Annotated in this window: 27 protein-coding genes, 2 tRNA genes and 1 other RNA gene; 15 read left to right on the forward strand and 15 right to left on the reverse strand. The window is 53.0% G+C overall.

Annotation, left to right across the window (positions count from 1 at the left end):
* The first annotated feature begins 103 nt into the window (after positions 1-103).
* The 4 genes from pyrC to solA all read left to right on the forward strand — a co-directional run bounded on the left by pyrC (position 104) and on the right by solA (position 3262).
* Positions 104-1150, forward strand: coding sequence for a dihydroorotase (pyrC, locus tag SIK69_RS21205; protein ID WP_319629939.1), 1047 nt, complete (start codon positions 104-106; stop codon positions 1148-1150).
* 76 nt (positions 1151-1226) lie between these two features.
* Positions 1227-1472, forward strand: a complete 246-nt coding sequence (gene dinI / locus SIK69_RS21210; protein ID WP_319629938.1) for a DNA damage-inducible protein I — start codon at positions 1227-1229, stop codon at positions 1470-1472.
* 300 nt (positions 1473-1772) lie between these two features.
* Positions 1773-2027 (forward strand): biofilm formation regulator BssS, encoded by a 255-nt coding sequence (gene bssS / locus SIK69_RS21215; protein WP_319629937.1) that lies wholly within the window; start codon positions 1773-1775, stop codon positions 2025-2027.
* Positions 2028-2143: 116 nt separating this feature from the next.
* A complete protein-coding gene (gene solA / locus SIK69_RS21220) occupies positions 2144-3262 on the forward strand; it encodes an N-methyl-L-tryptophan oxidase (protein ID WP_319787026.1) in 1119 nt (372 codons plus the stop codon).
* 52 nt (positions 3263-3314) lie between these two features.
* On the opposite strand, the gene trhO is transcribed toward solA, so the two are convergent.
* Complete coding sequence (gene trhO, locus SIK69_RS21225; RefSeq protein ID WP_319629935.1) at positions 3315-4364, reverse strand: oxygen-dependent tRNA uridine(34) hydroxylase TrhO; 1050 nt, start codon at positions 4362-4364, stop codon at positions 3315-3317.
* A 217-nt stretch (positions 4365-4581) separates the two neighbouring features.
* Between trhO and SIK69_RS21230 the strand changes: the two genes are divergently transcribed.
* From SIK69_RS21230 to SIK69_RS21240, 3 genes are all read left to right on the forward strand, one after another.
* Positions 4582-5505, forward strand: coding sequence for a Kdo(2)-lipid IV(A) acyltransferase (locus SIK69_RS21230; RefSeq protein ID WP_319629934.1), 924 nt, complete (start codon positions 4582-4584; stop codon positions 5503-5505).
* A 137-nt stretch (positions 5506-5642) separates the two neighbouring features.
* A complete protein-coding gene (gene mdtG / locus SIK69_RS21235; protein ID WP_319787027.1) occupies positions 5643-6899 on the forward strand; it encodes a multidrug efflux MFS transporter MdtG in 1257 nt (418 codons plus the stop codon).
* A gap of 94 nt (positions 6900-6993) precedes the next feature.
* A complete protein-coding gene (locus SIK69_RS21240) occupies positions 6994-7368 on the forward strand; it encodes a MysB family protein (RefSeq protein ID WP_319629932.1) in 375 nt (124 codons plus the stop codon).
* Here SIK69_RS21240 and SIK69_RS21245 read toward each other — a convergent pair whose 3' ends face one another.
* The 3 genes from SIK69_RS21245 to mdoG all read right to left on the reverse strand — a co-directional run bounded on the left by SIK69_RS21245 (position 7369) and on the right by mdoG (position 11755).
* Complete coding sequence (locus tag SIK69_RS21245; protein ID WP_374941343.1) at positions 7369-7587, reverse strand: YceK/YidQ family lipoprotein; 219 nt, start codon at positions 7585-7587, stop codon at positions 7369-7371. It abuts the gene before it with no gap.
* A 93-nt stretch (positions 7588-7680) separates the two neighbouring features.
* Positions 7681-10209 carry a glucans biosynthesis glucosyltransferase MdoH gene (mdoH, locus tag SIK69_RS21250; protein WP_319787029.1) on the reverse strand — a complete coding sequence of 843 codons (2529 nt, stop codon included), beginning with the start codon at positions 10207-10209 and terminating at the stop codon, positions 7681-7683.
* Positions 10202-11755, reverse strand: coding sequence for a glucans biosynthesis protein MdoG (gene mdoG / locus SIK69_RS21255; protein WP_319629930.1), 1554 nt, complete (start codon positions 11753-11755; stop codon positions 10202-10204). Before mdoG ends, mdoH begins: the two co-directional genes overlap by 8 nt.
* Positions 11756-12006: 251 nt before the next feature.
* On the opposite strand from mdoG, the gene mdoC reads away from it, so the two are divergent.
* Positions 12007-13167: a glucans biosynthesis protein MdoC gene (gene mdoC, locus SIK69_RS21260; protein ID WP_319629929.1), complete on the forward strand. Its 1161-nt coding sequence runs from the start codon at positions 12007-12009 to the stop codon at positions 13165-13167.
* A 50-nt stretch (positions 13168-13217) separates the two neighbouring features.
* On the opposite strand, the gene SIK69_RS21265 is transcribed toward mdoC, so the two are convergent.
* The 6 genes from SIK69_RS21265 to csgB form a co-directional block, all read right to left on the reverse strand.
* On the reverse strand, positions 13218-14669 hold the full coding sequence (locus SIK69_RS21265) for a phospholipase D family protein (RefSeq protein WP_319787030.1): 1452 nt from the start codon (positions 14667-14669) through the stop codon (positions 13218-13220).
* A complete protein-coding gene (gene ymdB, locus SIK69_RS21270) occupies positions 14638-15168 on the reverse strand; it encodes an O-acetyl-ADP-ribose deacetylase (protein ID WP_319787031.1) in 531 nt (176 codons plus the stop codon). The genes SIK69_RS21265 and ymdB overlap by 32 nt, the downstream gene beginning before the upstream one ends.
* Positions 15169-15241: 73 nt before the next feature.
* Positions 15242-15565, reverse strand: a complete 324-nt coding sequence (locus tag SIK69_RS21275; protein WP_319629926.1) for a YmdA family protein — start codon at positions 15563-15565, stop codon at positions 15242-15244.
* A gap of 165 nt (positions 15566-15730) precedes the next feature.
* Positions 15731-16060: a curli assembly chaperone CsgC gene (csgC, locus tag SIK69_RS21280; RefSeq protein ID WP_319629925.1), complete on the reverse strand. Its 330-nt coding sequence runs from the start codon at positions 16058-16060 to the stop codon at positions 15731-15733.
* A 61-nt stretch (positions 16061-16121) separates the two neighbouring features.
* The gene (locus SIK69_RS21285; RefSeq protein WP_319629924.1) at positions 16122-16598 is read right to left on the reverse strand and encodes a curlin; all 477 of its coding nucleotides are present in this window, start codon (positions 16596-16598) and stop codon (positions 16122-16124) included.
* A gap of 39 nt (positions 16599-16637) precedes the next feature.
* The gene (gene csgB / locus SIK69_RS21290) at positions 16638-17096 is read right to left on the reverse strand and encodes a curli minor subunit CsgB (protein WP_319629923.1); all 459 of its coding nucleotides are present in this window, start codon (positions 17094-17096) and stop codon (positions 16638-16640) included.
* Between the two features lie 729 nt (positions 17097-17825).
* Between csgB and csgD the strand changes: the two genes are divergently transcribed.
* From csgD to csgG, 4 genes are read left to right on the forward strand one after another with little or no spacing between them, the layout of a single operon-like run.
* Positions 17826-18473, forward strand: a complete 648-nt coding sequence (csgD, locus tag SIK69_RS21295; protein WP_319629922.1) for a biofilm master transcriptional regulator CsgD — start codon at positions 17826-17828, stop codon at positions 18471-18473.
* Positions 18474-18490: 17 nt separating this feature from the next.
* A complete protein-coding gene (gene csgE, locus SIK69_RS21300) occupies positions 18491-18880 on the forward strand; it encodes a curli production assembly/transport protein CsgE (protein WP_319629921.1) in 390 nt (129 codons plus the stop codon).
* Positions 18881-18901: 21 nt separating this feature from the next.
* Positions 18902-19321 carry a curli production assembly/transport protein CsgF gene (csgF, locus tag SIK69_RS21305; RefSeq protein WP_319629920.1) on the forward strand — a complete coding sequence of 140 codons (420 nt, stop codon included), beginning with the start codon at positions 18902-18904 and terminating at the stop codon, positions 19319-19321.
* A 26-nt stretch (positions 19322-19347) separates the two neighbouring features.
* Positions 19348-20181, forward strand: a complete 834-nt coding sequence (csgG, locus tag SIK69_RS21310; protein WP_319629919.1) for a curli production assembly/transport protein CsgG — start codon at positions 19348-19350, stop codon at positions 20179-20181.
* A gap of 55 nt (positions 20182-20236) precedes the next feature.
* Here the strand turns inward: csgG and SIK69_RS21315 are convergent, their stop codons facing one another.
* From SIK69_RS21315 to ghrA, 4 genes are all read right to left on the reverse strand, one after another.
* Complete coding sequence (locus tag SIK69_RS21315) at positions 20237-20734, reverse strand: DUF1097 domain-containing protein (RefSeq protein WP_319629918.1); 498 nt, start codon at positions 20732-20734, stop codon at positions 20237-20239.
* A gap of 103 nt (positions 20735-20837) precedes the next feature.
* The gene (locus tag SIK69_RS21320; RefSeq protein WP_319629917.1) at positions 20838-21392 is read right to left on the reverse strand and encodes a TorD/DmsD family molecular chaperone; all 555 of its coding nucleotides are present in this window, start codon (positions 21390-21392) and stop codon (positions 20838-20840) included.
* A 21-nt stretch (positions 21393-21413) separates the two neighbouring features.
* Entirely contained in the window at positions 21414-22151 is a 738-nt protein-coding gene (locus tag SIK69_RS21325) for a phosphatase (RefSeq protein ID WP_319629916.1), read from the reverse strand.
* Between the two features lie 85 nt (positions 22152-22236).
* Positions 22237-23175 carry a glyoxylate/hydroxypyruvate reductase GhrA gene (gene ghrA, locus SIK69_RS21330; RefSeq protein WP_319787032.1) on the reverse strand — a complete coding sequence of 313 codons (939 nt, stop codon included), beginning with the start codon at positions 23173-23175 and terminating at the stop codon, positions 22237-22239.
* A gap of 268 nt (positions 23176-23443) precedes the next feature.
* On the opposite strand from ghrA, the gene SIK69_RS21335 reads away from it, so the two are divergent.
* The 3 genes from SIK69_RS21335 to SIK69_RS21345 all read left to right on the forward strand — a co-directional run bounded on the left by SIK69_RS21335 (position 23444) and on the right by SIK69_RS21345 (position 24017).
* Positions 23444-23531: transfer RNA gene (locus SIK69_RS21335), tRNA-Ser, on the forward strand.
* A gap of 45 nt (positions 23532-23576) precedes the next feature.
* Positions 23577-23713, forward strand: a non-coding RNA gene (locus SIK69_RS21340) — RtT sRNA.
* A 216-nt stretch (positions 23714-23929) separates the two neighbouring features.
* Positions 23930-24017, forward strand: a tRNA-Ser gene (locus SIK69_RS21345).
* A 188-nt stretch (positions 24018-24205) separates the two neighbouring features.
* Here SIK69_RS21345 and phoH read toward each other — a convergent pair.
* Complete coding sequence (gene phoH, locus SIK69_RS21350; RefSeq protein ID WP_319629914.1) at positions 24206-24994, reverse strand: phosphate starvation-inducible protein PhoH; 789 nt, start codon at positions 24992-24994, stop codon at positions 24206-24208.
* Positions 24995-25094: the final 100 nt, after the last annotated feature.

Consider the following 25094-nt stretch of genomic DNA (forward strand, 5'->3'; position numbering starts at 1 on the left):
TTCGGTGCCCGTTTTTTTTCACGGAAAGGAGTGCAAAGGAAAACGATTCCGTTTAACCTTAGCTCCCGGCAAAAATAGCCTTCTCAACCAGCCGGAGCCTTCCATGACAGCACAATCCCAGCGCCTGAAAATCCGCCGTCCCGACGACTGGCATATCCATCTGCGTGATGGCGATATGCTCAAAACCGTCGTGCCCTATACCAGTGAAGTGTATGGCCGGGCGATTGTGATGCCAAACCTGGTGCCGCCTATTACGACCGTTGACGCGGCTCTCAGCTACCGTCAGCGCATTCTTGACGCCGTTCCAGCGGGTCACGACTTTACCCCGCTGATGACCTGCTATTTAACCGACACGCTCGACCCGAACGAGCTTGAGCGCGGGTATAACGAAGGTGTGTTCACCGCCGCCAAACTGTATCCGGCTAATGCCACCACTAACTCCAGCCACGGCGTGACCAGCGTTGATGCCATTATGCCAGTGCTGGAACGGATGCAGAAACTGGGGATGCCGCTGCTGGTTCACGGCGAAGTGACCCACGCGGATATTGACATTTTCGACCGGGAAGCGCGATTCATTGAAACGGTGATGGAGCCGATGCGCCAGCGTCTGCCAGCATTGAAAGTGGTGTTCGAACATATCACCACCAAAGATGCCGCCGATTACGTCCGCGACGGAAACGAACTGCTGGCCGCGACCATCACGCCACAACACCTGATGTTTAACCGTAACCATATGCTGGTCGGCGGCGTGCGCCCTCACCTGTACTGCCTGCCGATTTTGAAACGCAACGTTCACCAGCAGGCGCTGCGTGAACTGGTCGCCAGCGGCTTTGAGCGCGCGTTCCTCGGCACAGACTCCGCACCGCATGCCCGCCATCGCAAAGAAGCCAGCTGCGGCTGTGCAGGCTGCTTTAACGCCCCGACGGCGCTGGGCAGCTATGCGACCGTGTTCGAAGAGATGAACGCTCTTCAGCACTTTGAGGCATTCTGCTCGCTGAACGGCCCGCGTTTCTATGGCCTGCCGGTGAATGAAAGCTTTATAGAACTGGAGCGAACTGAAAGCCAGGTGGTCGAAAGTATCGCCCTGACCGATGACTCACTGATCCCGTTCCTGGCGGGTGAAACCGTGCGCTGGCGCGTCAAAGGCTAAATAAGTGTTCGTCCCCTGTTGTAAATTGCGCAAAGTAACTGTATAAATATCCAGTATATTCAACAGGGGGCACATTATGCGTATTGAAGTGACCATTGCCAAAACGACTGTCCTACCCGCTGGCGCTATTGATGCGCTAACTACCGAGCTTTCTCGCCGTATTCACGACCAGTTTCCTGACCAGAACGGCCAGGTCAGCGTGCGCTATGCCGCAGGCAATAATCTTTCCGTTCTTGGCGGTGCCAAAGAAGACAAAGACCGCATCAGTGAAATCCTTCAGGAAACCTGGGAAAGCGCGGACGACTGGTTTAACCCTGCATAAAGCAGGTCATCAGATTAAAAAACGCTCCATCATTATGTAATCTTTTGCCGGGTCGCCCCGGCTTTTTTATTCCTTTTCTGCGCCTTTTTTACTCCTTTTCTTATTGCATCGTTATTCGGTTAAAAAATAACGAACTAAATGCCGTTTTATTGTTCAAAAAAACGGATAAGGAGAAAAAAGAGGTTGCGGTTGACCTAAAAATTCGAATATTTTCTTAGTTGTTGATATAATTAGTTTGCTTCAGAAAACACGCATTGAACCTCGAACCAGTGTCTTTTAACACGTTAATAAGGGGTTATGATGGAAAAGAATAATGAAGTCATCCAGACCCATCCCCTCATCGGATGGGACATCAGTACCGTAGACAGCTACGACGCTCTGATGCTGCGCCTGCACTACCAGAACCCCACACAATCGAGTCAGCACGAAGCAGAAATCGGTCAAACGCTATGGCTAACGACCGATGTCGCCCGCCAATTTATTTCTATTTTAGAAGCGGGCATCGCCAAAATTGAATCTGGCGATTACCAGGAAAACGAGTATCGAAGGCATTAGCGCTTAATGCTGAAAATTCACGCAACAGGCACCCATCGGGTGCCTTATTATTTTGGCTTGTCAGACAGAATCAGATTAATTACCCTGCTAATAAAGAAGATGCCCAGGACATACGCATGAACTATGACTTAATTATTATCGGCAGCGGGTCTGTCGGCGCTGCCGCCGGTTATTATGCCTCCCGCGCCGGGCTTTCAGTCCTGATGACCGATGCGCACTTGCCCCCGCACGCCGAAGGCAGCCATCACGGTGATACCCGCCTGATTCGCCATGCCTATGGTGAAGGCGAAAAATATGTCCCAATGGTACTACGCGCACAAACGCTGTGGGATGAACTGGCCCAGCTCAGTGGGGAAGAGATCTTCGAGCAAACCGGAGTAATTAATCTTGGCCCGGCCCATTCATCCTTCCTGGCGAACGTCGCCCAAAGCGCGGAACAGTTCGGCCTCAACGTTGAAAAACTCGATGCCCAGGCGTTGATGGCCCGCTGGCCTGAAATTCGCGTCCCGGACGACTACATCGGCCTCTTCGAACCGGCTTCGGGCGTGTTGCGCAGCGAACGCGCGGTCAAAGCGTGGGTTGAACTGGCCCGCGAAGCCGGTTGCGCGCAGTTGTTTAATTGCCCGGTAAACGCCGTGCATCACCATGCCGAAGGCGTGACCATCGACACCGCCGATGGCAGCTATTCAGGCAAACGTCTGCTGGTCAGCGCCGGAACCTGGGTAACGAAACTGCTGCCGGAACTGCCGGTGCAGCCGGTACGTAAAGTCTTCGCCTGGTTCCAGGCTGACGGACGCTACAGCCGCAAAAATAACTTCCCGGCGTTTACCAGCGAAATGCCCAACGGCGACCAATATTATGGTTTCCCGGCAGAAGAGAATGAGCTGAAGCTTGGCAAGCATAACGGGGGGCAGATTATTGATTCGCCTGAACAGCGCAAACCGTTTGGGGCAGTCGCCACCGACGGCTCCGAAGCGTTCAACTTCCTGCGCAATGTGTTGCCCGGGGTCGGGGGCTGCTTGTACGGCGCGGCCTGTACCTATGACAACTCACCTGACGAAGACTTTATCATCGATACCCTGCCCGGCCATGACACTACGCTGGTGATTTCCGGTCTGAGCGGACACGGCTTCAAGTTCACCTCGGTGCTGGGAGAGATTGCCGCTGACTTTGCCCAGGGCAAAACGCCTGCTTTCGATCTGTCGCCGTTCAGACTGGCGCGTTTCGGGAACTAAGCGCTTAAAAAAGCCCGGTGGCGCTACGCTTACCGGGCTTGAACAGGTCATCTTATTCCGGGTCAGGAATACCCAGACGGGTGTTCAGCTGTCCGCGCGATTTATTGAAAATCTTGTTGCCGTTTTCACGACCTGCGCGGCGACGACGCTGCTCTTCTTCCGGCAAAACGCTCTCTTCTTTGCACAGATCGCTACAGCAGCCGCTGTATTTCTCGGCACAGGCCGGACACTGGATAAACAGCAGATGGCAGCCGTCGTTCAGACAGTTGGTATGGGTATCACACGGAGTGCCGCACTGGTGACAGTGGGCAATCACGTCGTCGGAGATACGCTCGCCCATGCGCTCGTCAAACACAAAGTTCTTGCCGATAAAACGCACCGGCAGACCTTGTTCGCGCGCGCGGCGGGCATATTCAATAATCCCGCCCTCAATGTGCCAAACCTTGTTGAAGCCTTTATGCTTCATGAACGCGCTGGCTTTTTCGCAGCGGATCCCACCGGTACAGTACATCACGATTTTTTTGTCGCGATGCGCTTCCATCATCTCCACCGCTTTCGGCAGCTGATCGCGGAAGGTGTCTGCCGGGATCTCCAGCGCGTTTTCGAAATGCCCCACTTCATATTCGTAGTGGTTGCGCATATCAATGAAAACGGCGTCCGGATCGTCAAGCATGGCATTCACTTCCGCTGCTTTCAGATACTCACCCACGTCGCTGGCATCAAAGGTCGGGTCGTCAATGCCGTCCGCCACGATGCGGTCGCGCACCTTCATGCGCAGGACCCAGAAAGACTTCCCGTCATCGTCCAGGGCAATATTGAGACGCAGATTATTCAACGCCGGATCAAAGCCGTACAGCAGCTCGCGGAAGGCGTCCATTTTGCTTTCAGGGACGCTGATTTGCGCGTTAATGCCTTCGTGAGCGAGATAGACACGACCAAAAACGCTGAGCCCTAAAAACGCCTGATACAACGCATCGCGGGTCGCCTTTGGGTCGGTAATATGGAAGTATTTGTAGAATGAGACAGTCGTGCGCGGCTCGGTTTCTGCCATCAGCTGCGCTTTCAGTTGCTCATTCGATATGCGGTTGTGCAACACTGGCATGGTGTGGTTCCTGCATTTATCGGTGAGAAAATTCGCGGCCCGCATCATATAGCATGTGCTGCGAATTTACATCCCCACATTTTGCGCTACATTTTGCTCACCTCAAACGGGTACACTCAACATTTGTTGCAATAACAGCCATTCTGCCGGGGTCTATTTGGGCGAAGGGCAAAAAAATGCAATAATAGGACTAATTGCTCGAAAGAACAGGAATGAGATGACCCATTTACCCAAATTTTCTGCTGCGCTTCTCCATCCACGTTACTGGTTAACCTGGCTGGGCGTGGGCATGCTGTGGCTGATTGTGCAACTTCCCTATCCAGTCCTTTACCGTCTGGGCACCACATTGGGCCGCTATTCGCTGCGTCTGTTAAAGCGCCGCTCACGCATTGCCTACCGTAATCTGGAACTGTGCTTTCCCGAAATGGACGAAAAAGAGCGCCACCAGTGGGTGGTGAAAAACTTTGAATCCGTGGGCATGGGTCTGATGGAAACCGGCATGGCCTGGTTCTGGTCCGACAAACGTATGGCGCGCTGGAGTGAAGCGCAGGGTGTGGAGCATATCCACGCCCTGGAGGCCGAGAAAAAAGGAATTTTGCTGATTGGCATCCACTTCCTGACCCTCGAGATGGGTGCCCGCATGTTTGGCCTGCACGCTTCACCGGGAATTGGCGTTTATCGCCCGAATGATAACCCGGTTATCGATCTGGTGCAGACCTGGGGGCGAATGCGTTCCAATAAAGACATGCTGGATCGCAAAGATTTGAAAGGCATGATCCGCTCGCTGAAAAAAGGCGATGTGATTTGGTATGCGCCGGATCACGACTACGGCCCGCAGGGCAGCGTGTTTGTGCCCCTGTTCGGCGTCGAGAAAGCTGCCACGACCTCGGGCACCTATACCCTGACGCGTATGTCGAAGGCCTGTATTGTGCCGTTCGTTCCGCGCCGTAAGCCAGATGGCAAAGGGTATGAGCTGATTATCCTTCAACCTGAGTGCGCCCCGCCGCTGGACGATCAGGAAACCACCGCCGCGTGGATGAACAAAGTCATTGAGCAGTGCATTTTGATGGCCCCCGAGCAGTACATGTGGCTGCATCGGCGTTTCAAAACCCGTCCGGAAGGGATGCCTTCCCGCTACTGACAAAAAGCCCCGATTTTATTCGGGGCTTTTTCTTTTGAGTCTCGCCGTCGCGCATTGCAGTCATGAGGTAGCAGGCGCATAATTAGCCTGCTTACGACTTCCTTTTTGAACATCCTTACGCCATTACGCGGAACCCTATGTACGCCTCAGATGCCCCCATAAACTGGAAACGGAATCTCACCATTGCCTGGATTGGCTGCTTTCTCACCGGCGCGGCATTCAGCCTGGTGATGCCCTTCCTGCCGCTGTACGTCGAACAGCTGGGTGTCACCGGCCACAGCGCGCTGAATATGTGGTCCGGGCTGGTGTTCAGCATTACCTTTCTTTTTTCCGCCGTTGCCTCGCCATTCTGGGGCGGTCTGGCCGATCGCAAAGGGCGAAAAATTATGCTGCTGCGTTCTGCGCTGGGCATGTCGATTGTGATGGTGCTGATGGGGCTGGCACAGGATATCTGGCAATTTTTGGTGCTTCGCGCGGTGCTGGGGTTACTCGGCGGCTTTGTGCCTAACGCTAACGCGCTGATCGCCACCCAAATTCCACGCCATAAAAGCGGCTGGGCGCTCGGGACGCTTTCGACCGGTGCGGTCAGCGGGGCGCTGTTAGGCCCGCTGGCAGGCGGCCTGCTGGCTGACAGCTACGGCCTGCGCCCGGTATTCTTTATCACCGCCAGCGTGCTGTTTCTGTGCTTCCTGCTGACGCTGCTGCTGATCCGCGAACAGTTCGTACCGGTAGCGAAAAAAGAGATGTTGCACGCCAAAGACGTGTTCTCATCGCTGAAAAGCCCGAAGCTGGTGCTGTGCCTTTTCGTGACCTCAATGATTATCCAGGTCGCAACCGGTTCGATTGCACCGATCCTGACGCTGTACGTGCGTGAGCTGGCGGGTAACGTCAGTAATATTGCCTTTATCAGCGGGATGATTGCGTCGGTACCCGGCGTGGCTGCCCTGCTCAGCGCCCCACGGCTCGGTAAATTAGGCGACAGAATTGGCCCGGAAAAAATCCTGATCGTCGCGCTGATTGTCTCGGTATTACTGCTGGTGCCGATGGCGTTTGTTCAAACCCCGTGGCAGCTTGGCGTCCTGCGTTTCCTGTTGGGTGCCGCCGACGGCGCGTTGCTGCCGGTGGTGCAAACCCTGCTGGTCTACAACTCCACCAATCAAATTGCTGGGCGAATTTTCAGCTATAACCAATCATTCCGCGATATTGGCAACGTCACCGGGCCGCTGATTGGTGCCTCGGTGTCGGCCAGTTACGGCTTTCGTGCCGTGTTCTTCGTGACCGCAGGCGTGGTGTTGTTTAACGCCGTTTATACAGCATTCAGCCTGCGCCGCACGCGCCGGGCCCCCCTTCCCTCTGCCGACGGTGAAAATGACGATAACCCTGTCGTTAATTAATTCATCCGGATGATTTTTGGCCCGTAGTCCTTGCATATCCGAAACTTCGTCTATTATTTTCCTGAAAACCACGTCAAACCGCAGGGAGAATGAGATGACCATGTACGCCACGCTGGACGAAGCTATTGATGCGGCACGCGAAGAGTTTATCGCCAACAGCCCCAACGCCGGGGAAGATGAACTGAGCGTTCAACAATTCAATCTGCAAAAATACATCCTGCAAGATGGGGATATTATGTGGCAGGCCGAATTCTTTGCCGATGAAGGTGATGAGGGTGAATGCCTGCCGATGCTCAGTGGAGAAGGCGCACAGAGCGTCTTTGACGGGGATTTCGACGAGATAGAGCTGACCACCGAGTGGATCGAAGAAAATACGCTCCACGAATGGGATGAAGGCGAATTTCAGCTCGAACCGCCGCTGGATACTGAAGAGGGCCAGACGGCAGCCGACGAGTGGGATGAACGCTGATTACTCGTATGGCCCGTGATGGGCATCAATCGGCAGTAATAGCGTGTCGAACACCAGCGAAAACGGCAGGTCGAGGAGGGTGATATAGCGCCAGGCTGAATCACGCACATCCCACTGCACGCCGGGGTAATACTGGTTCCCGTGTCCCTGCCCCGGAATGGTCCGGCTGATAATACTGCCGCAGCCGCTGAGCATCAGCACCATCAGGCCGAGGGCCATCGCTTTTACCAGATGCGTGTTCATCAAAACCTCATATAAAAAAATACCGGTCAACTGACCGGTATTTTATTTTCAAGCAGCGTTTGGCCGCAATTACTTCGCTTTCAACGCCATTGGGTTCAGCGTGATATTCGAATAATGGCTAACCCACGAAGAGTAGCGCTCCGGGGAAGTCCAGACACGATAGTGCATCCGCGACATCGTCACCGGATCGCTCAACAGCACCAGACGGCGGTCGCGCGTCAGTTTGTCCGGCGTTTCGTTAAGCGCCTGCTCAACGTGACGGTCACGGGCAATCTCCAGCACATCACTTGCGCGGTGACGCGCAGTGGCCATTGCGGTCGCCAGGGCGTTAAACGACGGGTTAAACACCGCGTGCATAAAGCCATCATCCAGCGAACGGGTACGGTTCAGTGCCACATATCTGTCGGTATCTTTCAGAACCTGCGGCGGAGAATACTCTTCCGGGATCAGGAACAGTTTCCAGCGTTTGGTGCGCAGACCGACGGTCGAACGGCTGGAAATCACCGACACGAACGGCGACAGGATCAGCGAGAACACAATCGGTGCCAGCCAGAACAGGAAGCGCAGATCCAACCACGCCATACCGGCCGCCCACACCAGACCCAGCAGCAGCTGAGAGCCGTGACGCATGAAGGCTTCACCCCACGGGGTAGAGTCATCATCACGCTGCGGGGAGTTCCACACCACTTCCCAACCGAGGAACGCACTGACCACGAACACGGTATGGAACAGCATACGGACCGGGGCCAGCAGCACTGAGAACAGCACTTCCAGCAGCAGAGAGAGCGTGACGCGGAAGAAGCCGCCAAACTCTTTCGAGCCTTTGCACCAGATAAGAATGATGCTCAGTAGCTTCGGCAGGAACAGCAGCACCATGGTCGAGGCGAACAGCGCAATCGCCAGTTCAGGACGCCACTGCGGCCAGACCGGGAACAGCTGACGCGGTTGCAGGAAGTACTGCGGCTCGGTGAGCGCATGAACTACCTGCAGCGCGGTCGACAGTGCCAGGAACATAAACCACAGCGGAGCCGACAGATAGGACATCACGCCGGTCAGGAACACCGCCCGGTGTACCGGGTGCATCCCTTTCACCAGGAACAGACGGAAGTTCATCAGGTTACCGTGGCACCAGCGACGGTCACGTTTCAGCTCATCCAGCAGGTTCGGCGGCAGCTCTTCATACGACCCTGGCAGGTCATAGGCAATCCACACGCCCCATCCAGCACGACGCATCAGCGCCGCTTCCACGAAGTCGTGGGAGAGGATAGATCCGGCGAAGGAACCTTCACCCGGCAGCGGGGCCAGCGCACAGTGCTCAATGAACGGCTTCACGCGGATAATGGCGTTGTGACCCCAGTAGTGGGATTCACCCAACTGCCAGAAGTGTAGACCGGCGGTAAACAGTGGGCCGTAAACGCGGGTCGCAAACTGCTGGCAACGCGCATACAGCGTGTCCATCCCGGACGCTTTCGGCGAAGACTGGATGATCCCGGCGTTCGGGTTGGCTTCCATTAGACGTACCAGATCACACAGGCAGTCCCCGGTCATTACGGAGTCCGCATCCAGCACCACCATGTAGCTGTACTGGTTGCCCCAACGGCGGCAGAAGTCATCAATGTTTCCGCTTTTACGCTTCACACGACGGCGACGACGACGGTAGAAAATCTGCCCTTCGCCCTGCACTTCTGCAATCAACTCCATCCACGCTTTCTGCTCACGCATACAGATATCAGGATCATAGCTGTCGCTGAGAATGTAGACGTCAAAGTGCTTGTGGTTACCGGTGGCTTTCACCGATTCCCAGGTCGCACGCAGACCCGCAAATACGCGGTCAACGTCTTCATTACAGATAGGCATGATAAGCGCGGTGCGATGCTCAGGATTCAGCGCCTCGTCACCGACGGTAGACGCAGAAATACTGTATTTATCGCGGCCAATCAGCAATTGCAGGAAGCCCATCAACGCGGTCCAGAATCCTGCGGAGACCCAACAGAACAGGATCGCAAACAGGATGAGGATCCCGGTTTGCAGAACGTACGGCAGGAGCTGCATAAAGGAAACCAGCAGATCCTGTCCGCGCATGTCCATCGGGTTAACCAGCGCCCAGCCTTGGTAGGGCAGAATGGTTTTCATGTACCAGGTGGCGACCACGGTCTGTGCCAGCGTCAGCAGCAGCAGGATGTAACGACGGATGGTCCCGACGGTACGCCATTTGGCTTCATGCTCACGCTCTTCCTGGGTCAAACGCGACAGATAACGCGGCTGAACCTCACGACCCAGCATTCTGTCCCAGAAGCGCCCAATCGGGTTAGTCCGCCACGGATCGGGGAACATAGATGAACGCGTCGCCTTCGGCATGGCTTCCAGCTGGGTGCGTCCTTCCGCGTCTTTGATCAACTGCCCTTCCGCCAGCGAATCCGGCCACGCCTGCTCCAGGCGCGCTTTTACCGAGCCGAGCGGGGAATCATCTTCACGCGCGATCGGGGTATGTTCAGTATCCAGCGCCTGATGCAGAGCACGAAAATCAGTGGTCGGCAATGCCGCTTTCTCAGCATCTGAGATCGGCATCGCATCGATATACTCGTTTATCTTATTCATTGGCAGGTAGCTGATAGCTCCAGGTTTCACTCAGCGTCTGATCGCCATTGACCAGTGCCGCACGCATGTCGGTCGTCTTCTTCACATCTTTGACTTTCAAACGCATCGTCAGACGCCAGCCTTTGGTTACCGGGTTGTAGCGAACGTTGCTGTCCACGATTTCCCCGTTGTCACCGATGCTGGTCTGTGCGGCCACTGGCGTATCCTGCGGCAGCTTTTTCATGTCTGCGCCGGTGAAGTCAACGACAAACGCAATCGTGCCATCAGGCTGACGAATCAGGTTCGACTGCTTCACATCACCCGTTGAACGACGCGTTTGCATCACATACGCGCTATCCGGGGCGTGTAATTTGTCTTCGTCACGGCTGAAGGTGATGGTGTAGTTGAACTTCATCTCTTTCCCGGCGTCCGGCAGCTGATCCGGCGTCCAGTAAGCGACGATGTTATCGTTGGTTTCGTCGTTGGTTGGAATCTCCACCAGCTCGACTTTACCTTTACCCCAATCGCCCTTCGGCGTGACCCACGCGCTTGGACGCTGGTCATAACGATCGTCGAGATCTTCAAAACGAGAGAACTGACGGCCACGCTGCAGCAGACCAAAGCCCTGTGGATTTTCAGTTGCGTAGCTGCTGACCGCCAGGTGTTTCGGGTTGTTCAACGGACGCCAGATCCACTCCCCATTCCCCGCCAGAATCGACAGACCGTTCGAGTCGTGCAGTTCAGGACGGAAGTTGGTGGTTGGAGACGGCTGATTTGGCCCGAACAGGAACATGCTGGTCAGCGGGGCAACGCCCAGCTTGCCGACTTTATCACGCAGGTAAACTTTGGACTGTACGTCGACCACGGTATCGCGGCCAGGCATGACCACAAAGCGATAGGCACCTGCCGCACGTGGGGAATCCAGCAGTGCATAAATAGTCAGACGTTTATCGGTCGGTTTTGGACGCTCAATCCAGAACTCACGAAAACGCGGGAACTCTTCGCCGGATGGTAAAGCGGTATCGATAGCAAGACCACGCGCAGACAGGCCATAGGTCTGACCCTGACCGAGAACACGGAAGTAGCTGGCTCCGAGCATGCTGACAATTTCGTCGTTTTTATCTTTGCTGTTGATCGGATACAGCACTTTGAAGCCGGCAAAACCCAGATCCTTGACGGTGTCCTTATCATGCTGGACGTTACCGAAATTGAAGTAATCCGGGCTGTACTTAATCTTTTTCACCGAGGTGGCGGTCACTTCATTGATGGCGACCGGTGTATCGAAATACATCCCCTGATGGTAGAACTCGAGCTTAAACGGTGTCTTGACCTTGCTCCAGTAAGCTTTTTCGTGGTTGAACTGAATCTGTTGATAGTCCGCATATTTCATGTCGCGGAATACAGAGGGCAGGTTACTTTTTGGCGCTTCGTAGCCCTTGCCAGCGAGCGCTTTCGCTTCCTTCGCTACATCATCAATACTGAACGCCCATGCAGATGAAGTACACAGGGACAACATTACGGCTGCGCCTAACCAACGCAGTTTCATCATCTGTGGTTTATTTTTCATAATTAGTAAGCACTTCCCCCTTTGTGTGCTTAAATCGATCCGATCCATTTTAATGGAAACTCAGGCAATCCGACAACATAATCCCCATTTTGTTCGGCTCGGTGGCCTATGCTTTAAACAACACGCCGTACCTGTATGCACTTTGCGTGCTACTCCTAAAGACAGGTTCCCGGACTTCGTGTAGGGTTGCTCGAATTTACCCGTTATCAATCTGACCGATAAGACGATTAGTCTGAGAATTCATTGACTTTATGAATAATGTACCTGCTCAACGCGAATATTTCCTCGACTCCATCCGCGCGTGGCTGATGCTGTTAGGGATCCCTTTTCATATCTCGCTGATCTATTCCAGCCACACTTGGCACGTTAATAGCGTGGAACCCTCCTGGTGGCTGACGCTGTTCAACGACTTTATCCATTCCTTCCGGATGCAGGTATTCTTCGTCATTTCCGGCTACTTCTCTTATATGCTGTTTTTACGCTATCCGCTGAAGAAGTGGTGGACGGTGCGCGTCGAGCGCGTGGGCATCCCGATGTTGACTGCCATCCCGCTGTTGACGCTGCCGCAGTTTCTGATGCTCCAGCACGTGGAAGGCAAAGCCGACAACTGGCATACGCTGACCGGCTATCAAAAATACAACACCCTCGCATGGGAACTGGTGTCGCACCTGTGGTTCCTGTTGGTGCTGGTGGTGCTGACCACCCTGGGCCTGGCGCTGTTCCAGTGGATCAAAAAGCGTCAAAAAGCGTCGGTTGTCGCGTTCTTTAATAACGTGTCGATGCTACAGCTGTCGGGCTTGTTCCTCGCGCTGGGCGTGTTGTACGCCATTATTCGCCGCACCCTATTCATCCTTTACCCGCCCATCCTCAGTGACGGCCTGTTTAACTTTGTGGTGATGCAAACCCTGTTCTACCTGCCGTTCTTTATTCTTGGGGCGCAGGCGTTCGTCAATCCACATCTGAAAAATCTGTTCACCACGCCATCGCCGTGGTGCATGGCAGGCGCGGTGCTGGGCTTCATCGCCTATCGCCTGAATCAGCAGTATGGCTCAGGCGATGCCTGGATGTATGAAACGGAATACGTTATTACGATGGTGCTGGGCCTGTGGATGGTGAATGTGGTATTTGCCTTCGGCCACCGGATGCTGAATTTCAAATCCAGCCGCGTGACCTATTTCGTTAACGCATCGCTGTTTATTTATCTGGTCCACCATCCGTTGACCCTGCTGTACGGGGCGTGGATCGCACCGGTTATCCACTCCAACCTGCTCGGTTTTATCACCGGTCTGGTGTTCGTGGTCGGCATTGCCGTTATCCTGTATGAGCTGCACCTGCGCGTGCCGCTGCTGCGTTTCCTGTTCTCGGGTAAACCCCAGACCCCGCCTAAGGCTGTGCAGCCATCAGCACAGTAGCCCCCTTTGTCGGGCTGCGCGTGACATGCAGCCCGACACGCTTTGCCGACCTACAGCAGCCACTCCACCGGTAACACATACGCCACCAGCACCAGCACACGTTGCCAGAATTTCGCCATCGGCTCCCGTTTCAGCACGGTTTCCTTTCCGTCCTCCCGGTCAATCCAGTGAATTTTTCCCCAACGCGTTAAGCGTAATTGCCAGGCGGCATCCCGTTGGCTGCGAACAAAACGATGGTGGATCCGTTGGGCGAGACTTTCACTGTCAATAACCAGGCCCATTTCTGTATTCAGCAGCGCCGAGCGCTGATCGAAATTAAACGAGCCAATGAAGACTTTTTTGCCATCGACGCTAAACGTTTTAGCGTGCAGGCTGGAGCCAGAGTTACCGGTCAGGCCGCGATCGCGTAGACCTTGCCGTGGGTGATGGGTCGGTTTGAGCTCATACAGTTCCACCCCGTGACGCAGGAGCTTTTTACGCCAGCGCGCGTAACCCGCATGGACAACGGCCACATCGTTGGCCGCCAGCGAGTTGGTCAGGATCGCCACCTTGACGCCTTTCCGCACCAGTTGCAGGATCAGCGCCACGCCTGCACGCCCAGGCACGAAATAGGACGAAATAATATCGATATTGGTTTCCGGAGTACCCATCACGCTGCGTAAACGTTCTGGCAGCATCGTGCGCCGGGAGGCTTTGCCCTGCCCTTTACGCGGATCGTCGCTGAGTAGTTTGGTCTGTGCGCGGATAAAGGGTAAATTGCCCTGCGCCAGCCGCTGCGACACCTCGGTTGCGGCCATCTTTTTAAGGTAGCGTTCTGCGGCGGCCTGCTGCTGTTCATCGAAATTCAGAACCGATACCGTTGAGGTCGGCGACCCCTCCTCCGATAAAACATGTTCAAGTTTCGCGACACAGTCGCTCTGCCAGTAGCGTTCAAAATCCTCTTCGACGTCTTTGACCACCGGGCCAATGGCCAGCACATCGAGATCGGTAAACAGCGGCTCTTCGCCTATCCCAAAATAAGCATCGCCCACATTACGCCCGCCGATGATCGTCGCCTCGCCGTCTGCGCTAAAGCTTTTGTTGTGCATTCGTCGGTTAAGCCGCGCAAAGTCAGTCAGATATCCCAGCATTCTTAGCGTACGAAAAGAGAATGGGTTAAACAGCCGCACCTCTATGTTCGGATGCGCATCCAGTACCCGTAACGTGTCATCCAGCCCACTGGTATTGTTGTCATCAAGCAGTAAACGAACCTCGACGCCTCTGTTCGCTGCATCCAGAAGTGCCTGAAACAGCAGCCGGCCGGAAACATCGTCTTCCCAGATATAGTATTGAACATCGAGGGTTCGTTGTGCCCGAGCCGCTAGCTGATAGCGTGCGGCAAAGGCTTCGAGACTGTCTTCAAGCGTGTGCAGACCGCAAACGGTCGATGGGTCGTGGTCTGATGACACCAGCGTCGGGCGCAGGTGGGGTTCAGTTTCCTTGCTGACTTTGTAATCGAGCATATAAATGCGCGCTGTCCTCATCAAAACATACGAACGTGACCTGTTCAGGTAACGCGTGACTTTCCAGCCAGCGCTGAACGGTCGTTAAGGCAATTTCTGCGGCGGCGGCTTTCGGATAGCCATAAACGCCGGTACTGATAGCCGGAAAAGCTATTGTACGATAGCCGTTGGCTTCTGCCAGTTGCAGGCTATTGCGATACGCATCCTGCAACAGTGTCGCCTCATGCTGCTCGCCGCCATGCCACACCGGCCCAACGGTGTGGATAACCGCCTTAGCTTTCAGATTTCCCGCCTCGGTAATGACCGCATGGCCGGGCGGGCATTCCCCCTGCTGCTGGCGGACTTTTATACAGGCTTCCAGTAACGCCGGACCTGCGGCACGATGGATAGCGCCGTCGACACCGCCGCCGCCCATCAATGACGGATTGGCAGCGTTGACGATAACGTCAACATCAAGGGTGGTGATATCGGCCTGAAGAGTCTGGATTCGCGTGGTCATAAATTTCTCCTGCCGGACGTTCACTCTGTTCAAGTTTAGTCAAAGCAGGAGAAAGCGTTGATCCATTAAGATGTTAACGGTATGCCACCGTCACAACACCCAGTGTTTTCTGAGGATTGATATAGCGCATGCTGACCGTGGCCATCTCGTTATTCATGAGCTTCCCTACGGTAGCCTGCTGGTATGAAATTGTTGAGGTCTGCATCTTTCCCTTGCGGTAACAGCTCAGGGAGATCTGCTCCGAACGGGTAGCAATATTACAGGGATCTTCCACAATCGATCCGACGAAATGGATAACACCTCCATTCACCTGGGTAGATGCCGCTGTCGCCGCCCCCGTTAACAGGGCCGATGACAGACAAAGGGCAAAGCAAAACTTCGTGGTTAAGGTTTTCATCGCGTAGCTCCGAGGAAGAAAGACATCATCCTTGAGACTGTTAAATACGCACGCTGCCCATGCACCGTGCGAACAACGACATCACGACACCGTAAAACCCATCACTTAAAAGTAATCATGCCCGTGAATTAATGCCAACCGCACCACTCAAAAGACTTTCAACCGCTAGGTTCTTTCCGCATTGGGCCACTGGGCAGTAAGATTCAGCGCCTGACCATCCGTCAGCGTGACCACCACTTTTACCGTATCGTTCTGTGAAATATTTAACTGCATCCGTGAGATATCTATCGGCTGATTAGCGGGTAAACTTAAGTTTTTGCTCTGTTGGATATTACTGCTTCCTCCTGAACCTTCGCGCATCGTTTGAATCTTGACCTGACACTGGCACGGCTCGGTCACGGTAACCTGCGGGGTAATGGTGTACATCTCGCCTTGGTGAGTGACGTTAAACGCAATGCTATTGGTTAAGGCGACTGCAATTAGTAAGCTGTTCATGGCGTCCTCCAATAAAAAAAACAGGGCAACGGGCCCTGTTTTTTAGAGTTCGAAAACCAGATTAGTGCTGGTAAACGTTAGCCCAGTTAGCGGAACCGTTCTGAGTGACGTTAACGAGGGAGCTGTCAGCCGTCTGATTCACATTGGCAGAGTTGCCTGCGCCCCAACCATAAAGGTTGTTCTGGCTGACGTTAATGGTGGAGTTATCACCGGTTTGAGTCGTAGAAGACGAGTTGCTAAACCCAACCTGCGAGACGTTGATATCGCTGTTGTAGGCGGTGCTCTGAGAGGCACTCGCCAGGTTGTTCAGACCTTTCTGCGAGATGTTGATATCAGCATATTTTGACCCACTTTGGTCTACGCTGGCCCCGTTATTACCGCCTTCCTGATAAATATTCACCGTTTCGTTGCTGGAATTTTGTGGAAGGGTTGGACCACCGCCGCCACCGCCGCCGCCATGACCGCCACCAAAACTATCGGCAAATGCACTACCCGAAATCATTACTGCAGTGAATACAGCTAACGTAATCAGTTTCATAAAACCCCCATTGGCTTGATAGAATTCGTCAAATATTCGTTAACGTGTAATAACACGCACGGCCATTTGCGATGAGTTTTGCACAATAACTGTTTTACTACCTACGGACTGCTGCTGTGAAATATTGGCATAATTACCCGAACCTCGTTGGATAATAATCCCCGTATTCCCATAGCCTGATTGGCTAATATCTGCATCATTACTACTTCCGGCCTGATCAACATAGGCCAGATTGTACCCACCGGATTGCGAAACATCCGCCTGATTGCTATTACCTCGTTGAGAAATAACCGCAATTTGGTGATTGCCATCCTGTTGAGCATTCGTGCCATTCCCGCTACCTTGCTGACCTACAATAGCGGCTAAATTAGCAAGGTTAGCGTTGAGGCCATTGGCTACCAGATTATATTCTGGGCTGGCCAGATCATAACCCGATGCAGCTACTAATCCAGGTATCGCCAGCAGTGATAACGACAGAAAATACACTTTCTTGTTCATCTTCCACCCGCTTGAATCCTGGTTACTTGTTGCACTGTTAAATAACGCCCAGAAACTTGTTAATGCGACGTTACGATGAACAGTATGTTGCTTACCAAAATTAAAAGGTGTCACCCGCAAGGTTGATTTTAATTTTTTCGGATCATTCCTAAGCATGAGAATTAAGCTATGTCTCAGTGTTTTAATAGAATTATTCTTGTCACTATTATAAAAACAATCGAAAAATTCCTGATAAGCTTATAAATCAGCAGGTTTAGACGCCCACTAAAAAAACCAGGTTTAAAATCAGGATCACCATCTCATTTACTTAAGCTTTCTCTACGATAAATCCGTTACAGGAATAGAAATTAATTAATCTTGAATCTCATTCAAATGATTGAAAATATATTCTATAACTATCAGCATCATAGATGATTTGTGTGATTTACAAAATTGATGCAACATTATTTTAATGTACAACTTTATCATCACTTCTAAATGGTCAACCCTCTCATAAATTACATTTTAATATTCATTTTTACATTCTGTTACAGTGTTTGATCTTGCTTAAAGTTTAGTAATGACTAGATTGAAACCAGCAGCACCGAATATCGTTTTATTGACTTTTACCCATCTTGGGCTTTCGACTTTACGTATACACAGCAATGCAGCCTCAATCAGTACTTCTGGCATCACGTATATTTTTACGTGGGAACTGATAGCTGCTATAAAAAACGTTGGAGTTTCATCATGTTAAATGAAGTCCATAGTTTAGGTAGTACGCTCGTCCTTGTTACCAAACCGTCTTTGCAAGCCAGTGCGCTTTTACAATATTTAAAATCGACACTGGATATTTCAGGAAAAGTGCAGAATATTCATCGAATTATCGAAGAGCCGTTGCCTGACAGCATCATGATCTTCGATATGATGGAGGCGGATAAAAGGCTGATTACGCACTGGCAGGAGAATTTAGGCCGGAAAAACAACGGGATGAAATTAGCATTACTTAATACACCAGAGGAATACCCGTTCAAGGACATAGAAAACTGGCCGCATATCAACGGTGTCTTTTATAGCAATGAAACTGAATCACGTTTAATCGAAGGATTAAACATGATCATGCAGGGTGAATGCTACTTTTCACATAAGCTCGCCAGTTATTTGATTACCCATTCAGGTAACTACCGTTACAACAATGCCGAAAGCGCAATGCTGACGCAACGAGAACGGGAAATCCTCAATAAACTGCGGGTTGGCGCATCTAACGTCGAAATTGCGCGATCGTTGTTCATTAGCGAAAACACCGTCAAAACCCATCTGTACAATCTTTTCAAGAAACTGGCCGTTAAAAACCGGACCCAAGCTGTTTCCTGGGCAAATGATAATCTCAGGCGTTAAGTCAACAGGCAAACACCATGAAACGTTCCCTGTGCTGGCTTGCAGCGGCAAACCTGCTGCTGCTTGCGCCCTCTTCGCAGGCCGGAGAGGTCGAAATACCGGGTATCGTGGCCGATCATACCGTCTCGTCGGTAGGACATGATTTTTATCGTGCCTTTACCGACAAATGGGCCAGCAGCACCCGAGAAAATTTATCGATAAATGAACGCCCCAGCGCACGCTGGGGTAGCTGGATAACAATAACAGTCAATCAGGACGTAATGTTTCAGACCTTTTTATTCCCGATAAAACGGGAATTTGATAAGACCGTAGACGCAGCACTACAGATTACTCAAGAAGGTATTAATAAACGTCAAATCGACCAGACATTATTAAAAACGGACGATTTGGCACACGATGAATTTTAAACATAGAGGGTGGAGGCAATCATGCGTATCGCCTGTACTGTCGTTTTGCTCGCTTTGATTACACCAGCAAGTTGGGCCGGTAATATGGTTTTCCAGTTCGTTAACCCGAATTTCGGAGGAAACCCGAATAACGGCGCTTTCTTGCTAAACGAGGCCCAGGCGCAGAACTCCTATAAAGCGCCCGAAGGCAGTGACGATTTTGGTTATACCGCGCCGTCGGCACTGGATAACTTTACGTCAGCCATTCAGTCACAGCTTTTAAGTGGGTTGCTGGGTAATGTCGCCTCCGGAAAACCCGGACGCCTCGTGACCAATGATTTTATTGTCGATATTCAGAACAGTAATGGCCTGCTCACGCTAAACGTGACCGACCGAAGTACCGGGAAAACCTCAACGATTCAGGTATCCGGGGTGCAACAGACATCAACGAGTGACCAATAGTCACAGACCTCAACAGGAATATAATTATGAAGCGTTTATTTGTACTTCTGGTGGTCATCGTACTCAGTGGCTGTCTGACCGCCCCGCCGAAAGAGGCTGCAAAACCGACGTTAATGCCGCGGGCGCAGAGTTATCGTGACCTGACTCACCTGCCTTCCCCGCAGGGCAAGCTCTATGTTTCGGTCTACAACATTCAGGACGAAACCGGGCAATTTAAACCGTATCCGGCAAGTAACTTCTCAACTGCCGTGCCACAAAGTGCGACAGCGATGCTGGTGACGGCGTTGAAAGATTCCAAATGGTTTATTCCGCTGGAACGTCAGGGATTACAAAACCTGCTCAATGAACGCAAAATCATTCGTGCAGCACAGGACAATGGCACCGTTGGCGTCAACAACCGCGCGCCGTTACAATCCTTAAGCTCGGCGAATATCATTATTGAAGGGTCGATTATTGGCTACGAAAGTAATGTGAAATCCGGCGGGGTCGGGGCGCGTTATTTCGGTATCGGGGCCGATACGCAATACCAGCTTGATCAGATTGCAGTTAACCTTCGCGTGATTAACGTGAGCACCGGTGAAGTGCTGGCCTCGGTGAATACCAGTAAAACTATTTTATCTTATGAAGTGCAGGCCGGGGTATTCCGCTTTATAGATTACCAGCGCCTGCTGGAAGGAGAAATAGGGTATACCTCGAATGAACCGGTGATGCTGTGTCTGATGTCAGCCATTGAAACGGGCGTCATTTACCTGATTAACGATGGTATCGATCGTGGCTTGTGGAACCTGCAAAGTTCCGGCGAGGCGAACAATCCAATCCTTGCGAAATACCGCGATATGGCTTCACCGCCGGAATCCTGATACCGATTCGGCAAAAAAAAGCGTAGCCACTTAGCTACGCTTTTTTATTTCTGATTTAATTCTCGGGGTTCATCTTCACGGCATTCTCAGCCGGTTGTCGCCGGGTGCTCCAGGCTGCTAACCACAGTCCGCTGTTCTTCATCGCATAGCCAAAAATCAGCCCCACCAGCAGCGAAGGCACCACCAGTTTCCAGTCACCCTGCCCCGCAAAGGTGGCGCAGGCTCCCATAAAGGTGCCCGGCACAAACGACAGCAGCATCTGCTTCGCCTGTAAACACATCAGGAACGCGACCACGCCGGTCATCATATAACCGAGGATCTCCAGATGCGGCGCTAGCGCGCTGCCGTGGATAATCACCATCGCCCACACCACGCCGCTCATCACGGTGGCAGAAGCAATAGCCAGCCCTTTCAGCCCACCCTGCGGACAGGCAAAGTAAGCGGTACAGCCGAGAAAGCCCGCCCAACTGAGCAGGCCGAGAGACACGGCAACCCATCCCCAGAGACCGGAGAGAATGCCTGTTGTCAGCGCGAGAGAGAGAAGTATGTTCATGCCGCGCATCATAGCAGATGCGCGGCTAGCAGATGAGATCGGACGCACAATTTTTGCAACGACTGGCACTTCGTTACATTTACATTGTGATGCAAATCACCTTTTACTGCTCGTCGTCTTCCGAGATTTCGTCCCACATCGCGGAAATGGCTTCGCGGGTAATAGTCGACAGCGTACGCCAGAACGCGGTAGTAGCGTGAGCATCCAGCTTACCGAGGAAGGTGCCAACCCACGGCAGCAGATAATCGGCAAACAGGGTATCTACCGCTTCGTTCTCATCGTCAGCGGCGTTGTCTTCCAGCCAGGACGCCGCCAGCAGCAGCGTGCCGATGTGGTCGGCTGGCGTATCGCTCAGCGGCATTCCGCGTGAAGAGAGGAAGCTGCGCACATCGGCTTCTGTCGCCCCTTCAACCCAGGCGCTACGATAGGGGGAAACGCTACACTCTTCGCCGACGAACAGCGCGTTGTAATCTGTTGCCACCTCCTGCATATCGCAGCTCTTTTGCAGACGTTCCAACAACTCGTCCTGCTCCAGCGGCCAGCTCGCCGCCAGCTTGCCGTCACGAATCAGCGTAAACAGCGGCACCAGCAGCGGATCCTGCGGTTGACGGTAGTACAGAGAGCCCAGCACGCGGCAGAGGATTGAAAACTCGTTCATTCATTTATTCCATTGAGACAATTAAAGTTCAGAAAATTCAGCAATCGGCGGCACGCCGCGCGATTCGAGGAAATTCAGGAACCGACGCGGGGTGACATTAAGGATCCGCTCTTCGGGGAAATCGACCGCATCCAGAATTTTTCGGCACTCGGTAAAGTCACCCAGTGTGAACGCGGTGTGGGAATCTGAGCCTAACGCCACCCAACCTCCGGCATCACGCACCGCGGCGGCGACCGCCCGGCAGTTATCTTCGCTGCCGAGGCGCGAAGAGATGAAAGAGGAGTTATTGATTTCCAGCGCCACGTCGTGTTTCGCTGCAGCTTGCGCCACCGCGTTGATATCAATCGGGAATTTCGGGTTGCCCGGATGGCTTATCATGTGCACATTGCCGCTGGCGATCGCGGCAATCATCGCTTCGGTATGGGTGGCTTTATCCTGCGGCGGGAACACCGGTTCGTGGAATCCGGCGATGATAAAATCCAGAGAGGTCAGCATCGGTCCGGTGCAATCAATTTCGCCGAGCGTATTTTTAATGTTGGACTCAATGCCACGCAAAATCCCCACTCCATCGACCATCCGCGGCCAGATACGCATGTTGACGAAGTGCCAGTAGTGCGGGGCATCGGCCATATCAGGCCCGTGATCGGTAATCGCAAACAGCTTGATACCTTTGCGTTTCGCTTCGGCGATATAGTCATGAAGGGTGCTGTAAGCGTGGGTGCTGGCGACGGTGTGCATATGCAGGTCAACAGGATACATCACATTCTCCTCTCTCTTTTAAAGCCAAGCATAGCAGGAATGCCTGGCCTTTATTAGCGAAAAACCCGGCACCGCCGGGTTGAACTCAGTATCCGCGTGACCTGTCGACCTGCCCGGTAACGGCTTCCCCGTTCTCCAGCCCGGTGATGGTTTTACCGATATAGGTAATGGCTTCCTGCGGACGCGTCACTGCCGCAATGTGCGGGGTCATTGCCACGCGAGGATGACGCCACAGCGGGCTTTCAACCGGGAGGGGTTCGCGGCTGAACACGTCGAGCATCGCGCCTTTCAGCTTGCCATTCTCCAGGGCGCGCAGGAGATCATCTTCATTGACATGCACCCCACGCGCGAGGTTCAGCAGATAGCTGTGATCCTGTAGTTGCTCGAGCAGCGAATGATTAATGATACCAACAGTCTCTGCGGTATTCGGCAGCAGGTTAATCAGTACCCGCGTTTCACGCAGGAACTCGCTCAGTTCGTCGCTACCGGCAAAACTCTTCACATTCGGCCAGTTTTTAGGGCTCCGGCTCCAGACTCGTACCGGGAAACCCCACGCCAGCAGGCTTTCGGCGACTTTACTGCCCAGCACGCCCGCCCCCATGATGCCGATAGTAAATTCTTCCCGGGAGTATTCATCCAGCGGCTGCCAGCGCGTTTCCTGTTTCAGCACCTGATAATCATCAAAGCGACGGAACCAGTGCAGTACCTGGCTGACCGCATATTCTTGCATTTGCAGGCCCATGCCGGTGTCCTCGAGACGGAACAACGGAATCGACTGTGGCAGCATTTCCGGATGTGCTTTCAGTTTGCTGAGAATGGAATCCACCCCAGCGCCGAGTGCAAATACGGCTTTCAGGTCGCGGCCTTGCAGCATCTCGACCGGTGGATGCCACACCAGCGCGTAATCGGCACTTTCGTTGTCGCCACTCTTCCATTCCCGGACGCGGGCCCCCGGCAGTTGTTTTTCCAGGGCAGCGATCCACCACGCGGCATCAAAAGTGGGATGGTAAAAAATAATCTCCATACTGCTCTCCTTTTATAATGCGTCTTTCTTTTATCAGGACGTTTGCGCTTCGATTGTGTGTTGTTTTATATCGGTTTGTCAGCATAGCAAATTTCAGCGGGCTATTAGAGATTAAGCGGATGATGAGAAAAAAAGCGGATCGCGGTTAATCCGAAACCAGGTTGGCTGAAGTTTGGCTAATCGCGTGGATTTTTAAAAAAGTTGATTGACGCAAGTTACGCTTTTCCCTACATTAGCGCCCGTCCCAGCAACACTGGGAAGACAATATGGTGAGGTGTCCGAGTGGCTGAAGGAGCACGCCTGGAAAGTGTGTATACGGCAACGTATCGGGGGTTCGAATCCCCCCCTCACCGCCATATTCGAGATGAAAGCTCGTACGAAAGTACGGGCTTTTTTCTTTTATATCCTCCCGACAAGGGGGGATGAGAATCCCCGACCGGGGTTCGACAACTGGCGTCAGCCAGTTGGACAGACCGGACGCTTGCGGACGGACTGCCCGCAGGGCGAGCAAAGCGAGTCCATCCCCCCCTCACCGCCATATTTAAAGAAGAGCTCGCATGCAAATGCGGGCTTTTTTTTCGTCTGTCGCCCGGTGGCGCTACGCTTACCGTGCCTACAAAACCCGTATGACCGGCAGAGGCGCTCAATGCTTAACCGAACGCATCAAAATCAAGAAAATATCCTTGACCGTTTTCATCCAACTCCCTATAGTAGCGCCCCGTTGCCCCCGAGAGGTCAGGCAGCGAAACAATATGGTGAGGTGTCCGAGTGGCTGAAGGAGCACGCCTGGAAAGTGTGTATACGGCAACGTATCGGGGGTTCGAATCCCCCCCTCACCGCCATATTCGAGATGAAAGCTCGTACGAAAGTACGGGCTTTTTTCTTTTATATTCTCCCGACAAGGGGGGATGAGAATCCCCGACCGGGTCTACAAAACCCGTAGGCCTGATAAGCGAAGCGCCATCAGGCGGTAAACATTCCAAAAACAGCAAAGCCCGCATGCGCGGGCTTTGATATCGACAAACCAAACTCAGTTGTAGGCGTGTAACGTACGCTGGCAGAGCGCGGATCGCACGCAATCCTCTTTGTTAAAGCGAACGACACCGACCATATCGTCCTCCTCAAAACGTGCCAGCGCATCGCTCAGGCCAGACACCACGCCCCGCGGTAAGTCACACTGGGTGATGTCGCCATTGACGATAACCGTCACGTTTTCCCCGAGGCGCGTCAGGAACATCTTCATTTGCGCTGCGGTCACGTTCTGGGCCTCGTCCAGAATCACAACCGCGTTTTCGAATGTACGTCCGCGCATGTAGGCGAACGGCGCGATCTCTACCTTGCCAATCTCCGGGCGCAGGCAGTATTGCATGAAGGACGCCCCCAGCCTTCTGACCAGTACGTCATAGACCGGGCGGAAATACGGAGCGAACTTCTCGGATATGTCTCCGGGTAAGAAACCAAGATCTTCATCGGCCTGCAGAACCGGACGGGTAACGATTATCCTCTCCACATCCTTATGAATAAGGGCCTCTGCCGCTTTCGCTGCGCTGATCCAGGTTTTCCCACACCCCGCTTCGCCGGTGGCGAAAATCAGCTGTTTACTCTCGATAGCATTCAGGTAGTGCGCCTGAGCGTCATTGCGCGCTTCAATTGGAGAATGATCACGACTGTCCCTTGCCATGCCAATTGCTTCTACGCCACTCATCTGCACAAGCGAGGTGACCGATTCTTCTTCACGTTGTTTATGACTGCGTGAATCCCGTCTCAGCACACGTTTTGCTTCACGACGAGCTTTGATCACTGCTTTTTGTCTTCCCATGGATAGCACCTTGAGTTGTTGGTCAACATTACACGTGTCCGATTCGACACGATTATGCGCACTAACGTCTGAGGTTTGGCTTCCTTCTAAGCCATTGCTT

It is taken from the genome of Scandinavium lactucae, assembly GCF_033843265.1.
Classification (GTDB): Bacteria; Pseudomonadota; Gammaproteobacteria; order Enterobacterales; family Enterobacteriaceae; genus Scandinavium; species Scandinavium lactucae.

Coding starts and splice junctions, on each gene's coding strand:
- pyrC (WP_319629939.1), top strand. CDS start 104: ATGACAGCACAATCCCAGCGCCTGAAAATCCGCCGTCCCGACGACTGG.
- dinI (WP_319629938.1), top strand. CDS start 1,227: ATGCGTATTGAAGTGACCATTGCCAAAACGACTGTCCTACCCGCTGGC.
- bssS (WP_319629937.1), top strand. CDS start 1,773: ATGGAAAAGAATAATGAAGTCATCCAGACCCATCCCCTCATCGGATGG.
- solA (WP_319787026.1), top strand. CDS start 2,144: ATGAACTATGACTTAATTATTATCGGCAGCGGGTCTGTCGGCGCTGCC.
- trhO (WP_319629935.1), bottom strand. CDS start 4,364: ATGCCAGTGTTGCACAACCGCATATCGAATGAGCAACTGAAAGCGCAG.
- SIK69_RS21230 (WP_319629934.1), top strand. CDS start 4,582: ATGACCCATTTACCCAAATTTTCTGCTGCGCTTCTCCATCCACGTTAC.
- mdtG (WP_319787027.1), top strand. CDS start 5,643: ATGTACGCCTCAGATGCCCCCATAAACTGGAAACGGAATCTCACCATT.
- SIK69_RS21240 (WP_319629932.1), top strand. CDS start 6,994: ATGACCATGTACGCCACGCTGGACGAAGCTATTGATGCGGCACGCGAA.
- SIK69_RS21245 (WP_374941343.1), bottom strand. CDS start 7,587: ATGGCCCTCGGCCTGATGGTGCTGATGCTCAGCGGCTGCGGCAGTATT.
- mdoH (WP_319787029.1), bottom strand. CDS start 10,209: ATGAATAAGATAAACGAGTATATCGATGCGATGCCGATCTCAGATGCT.
- mdoG (WP_319629930.1), bottom strand. CDS start 11,755: ATGAAAAATAAACCACAGATGATGAAACTGCGTTGGTTAGGCGCAGCC.
- mdoC (WP_319629929.1), top strand. CDS start 12,007: ATGAATAATGTACCTGCTCAACGCGAATATTTCCTCGACTCCATCCGC.
- SIK69_RS21265 (WP_319787030.1), bottom strand. CDS start 14,669: ATGCTCGATTACAAAGTCAGCAAGGAAACTGAACCCCACCTGCGCCCG.
- ymdB (WP_319787031.1), bottom strand. CDS start 15,168: ATGACCACGCGAATCCAGACTCTTCAGGCCGATATCACCACCCTTGAT.
- SIK69_RS21275 (WP_319629926.1), bottom strand. CDS start 15,565: ATGAAAACCTTAACCACGAAGTTTTGCTTTGCCCTTTGTCTGTCATCG.
- csgC (WP_319629925.1), bottom strand. CDS start 16,060: ATGAACAGCTTACTAATTGCAGTCGCCTTAACCAATAGCATTGCGTTT.
- SIK69_RS21285 (WP_319629924.1), bottom strand. CDS start 16,598: ATGAAACTGATTACGTTAGCTGTATTCACTGCAGTAATGATTTCGGGT.
- csgB (WP_319629923.1), bottom strand. CDS start 17,096: ATGAACAAGAAAGTGTATTTTCTGTCGTTATCACTGCTGGCGATACCT.
- csgD (WP_319629922.1), top strand. CDS start 17,826: ATGTTAAATGAAGTCCATAGTTTAGGTAGTACGCTCGTCCTTGTTACC.
- csgE (WP_319629921.1), top strand. CDS start 18,491: ATGAAACGTTCCCTGTGCTGGCTTGCAGCGGCAAACCTGCTGCTGCTT.
- csgF (WP_319629920.1), top strand. CDS start 18,902: ATGCGTATCGCCTGTACTGTCGTTTTGCTCGCTTTGATTACACCAGCA.
- csgG (WP_319629919.1), top strand. CDS start 19,348: ATGAAGCGTTTATTTGTACTTCTGGTGGTCATCGTACTCAGTGGCTGT.
- SIK69_RS21315 (WP_319629918.1), bottom strand. CDS start 20,734: ATGAACATACTTCTCTCTCTCGCGCTGACAACAGGCATTCTCTCCGGT.
- SIK69_RS21320 (WP_319629917.1), bottom strand. CDS start 21,392: ATGAACGAGTTTTCAATCCTCTGCCGCGTGCTGGGCTCTCTGTACTAC.
- SIK69_RS21325 (WP_319629916.1), bottom strand. CDS start 22,151: ATGTATCCTGTTGACCTGCATATGCACACCGTCGCCAGCACCCACGCT.
- ghrA (WP_319787032.1), bottom strand. CDS start 23,175: ATGGAGATTATTTTTTACCATCCCACTTTTGATGCCGCGTGGTGGATC.
- phoH (WP_319629914.1), bottom strand. CDS start 24,994: ATGGGAAGACAAAAAGCAGTGATCAAAGCTCGTCGTGAAGCAAAACGT.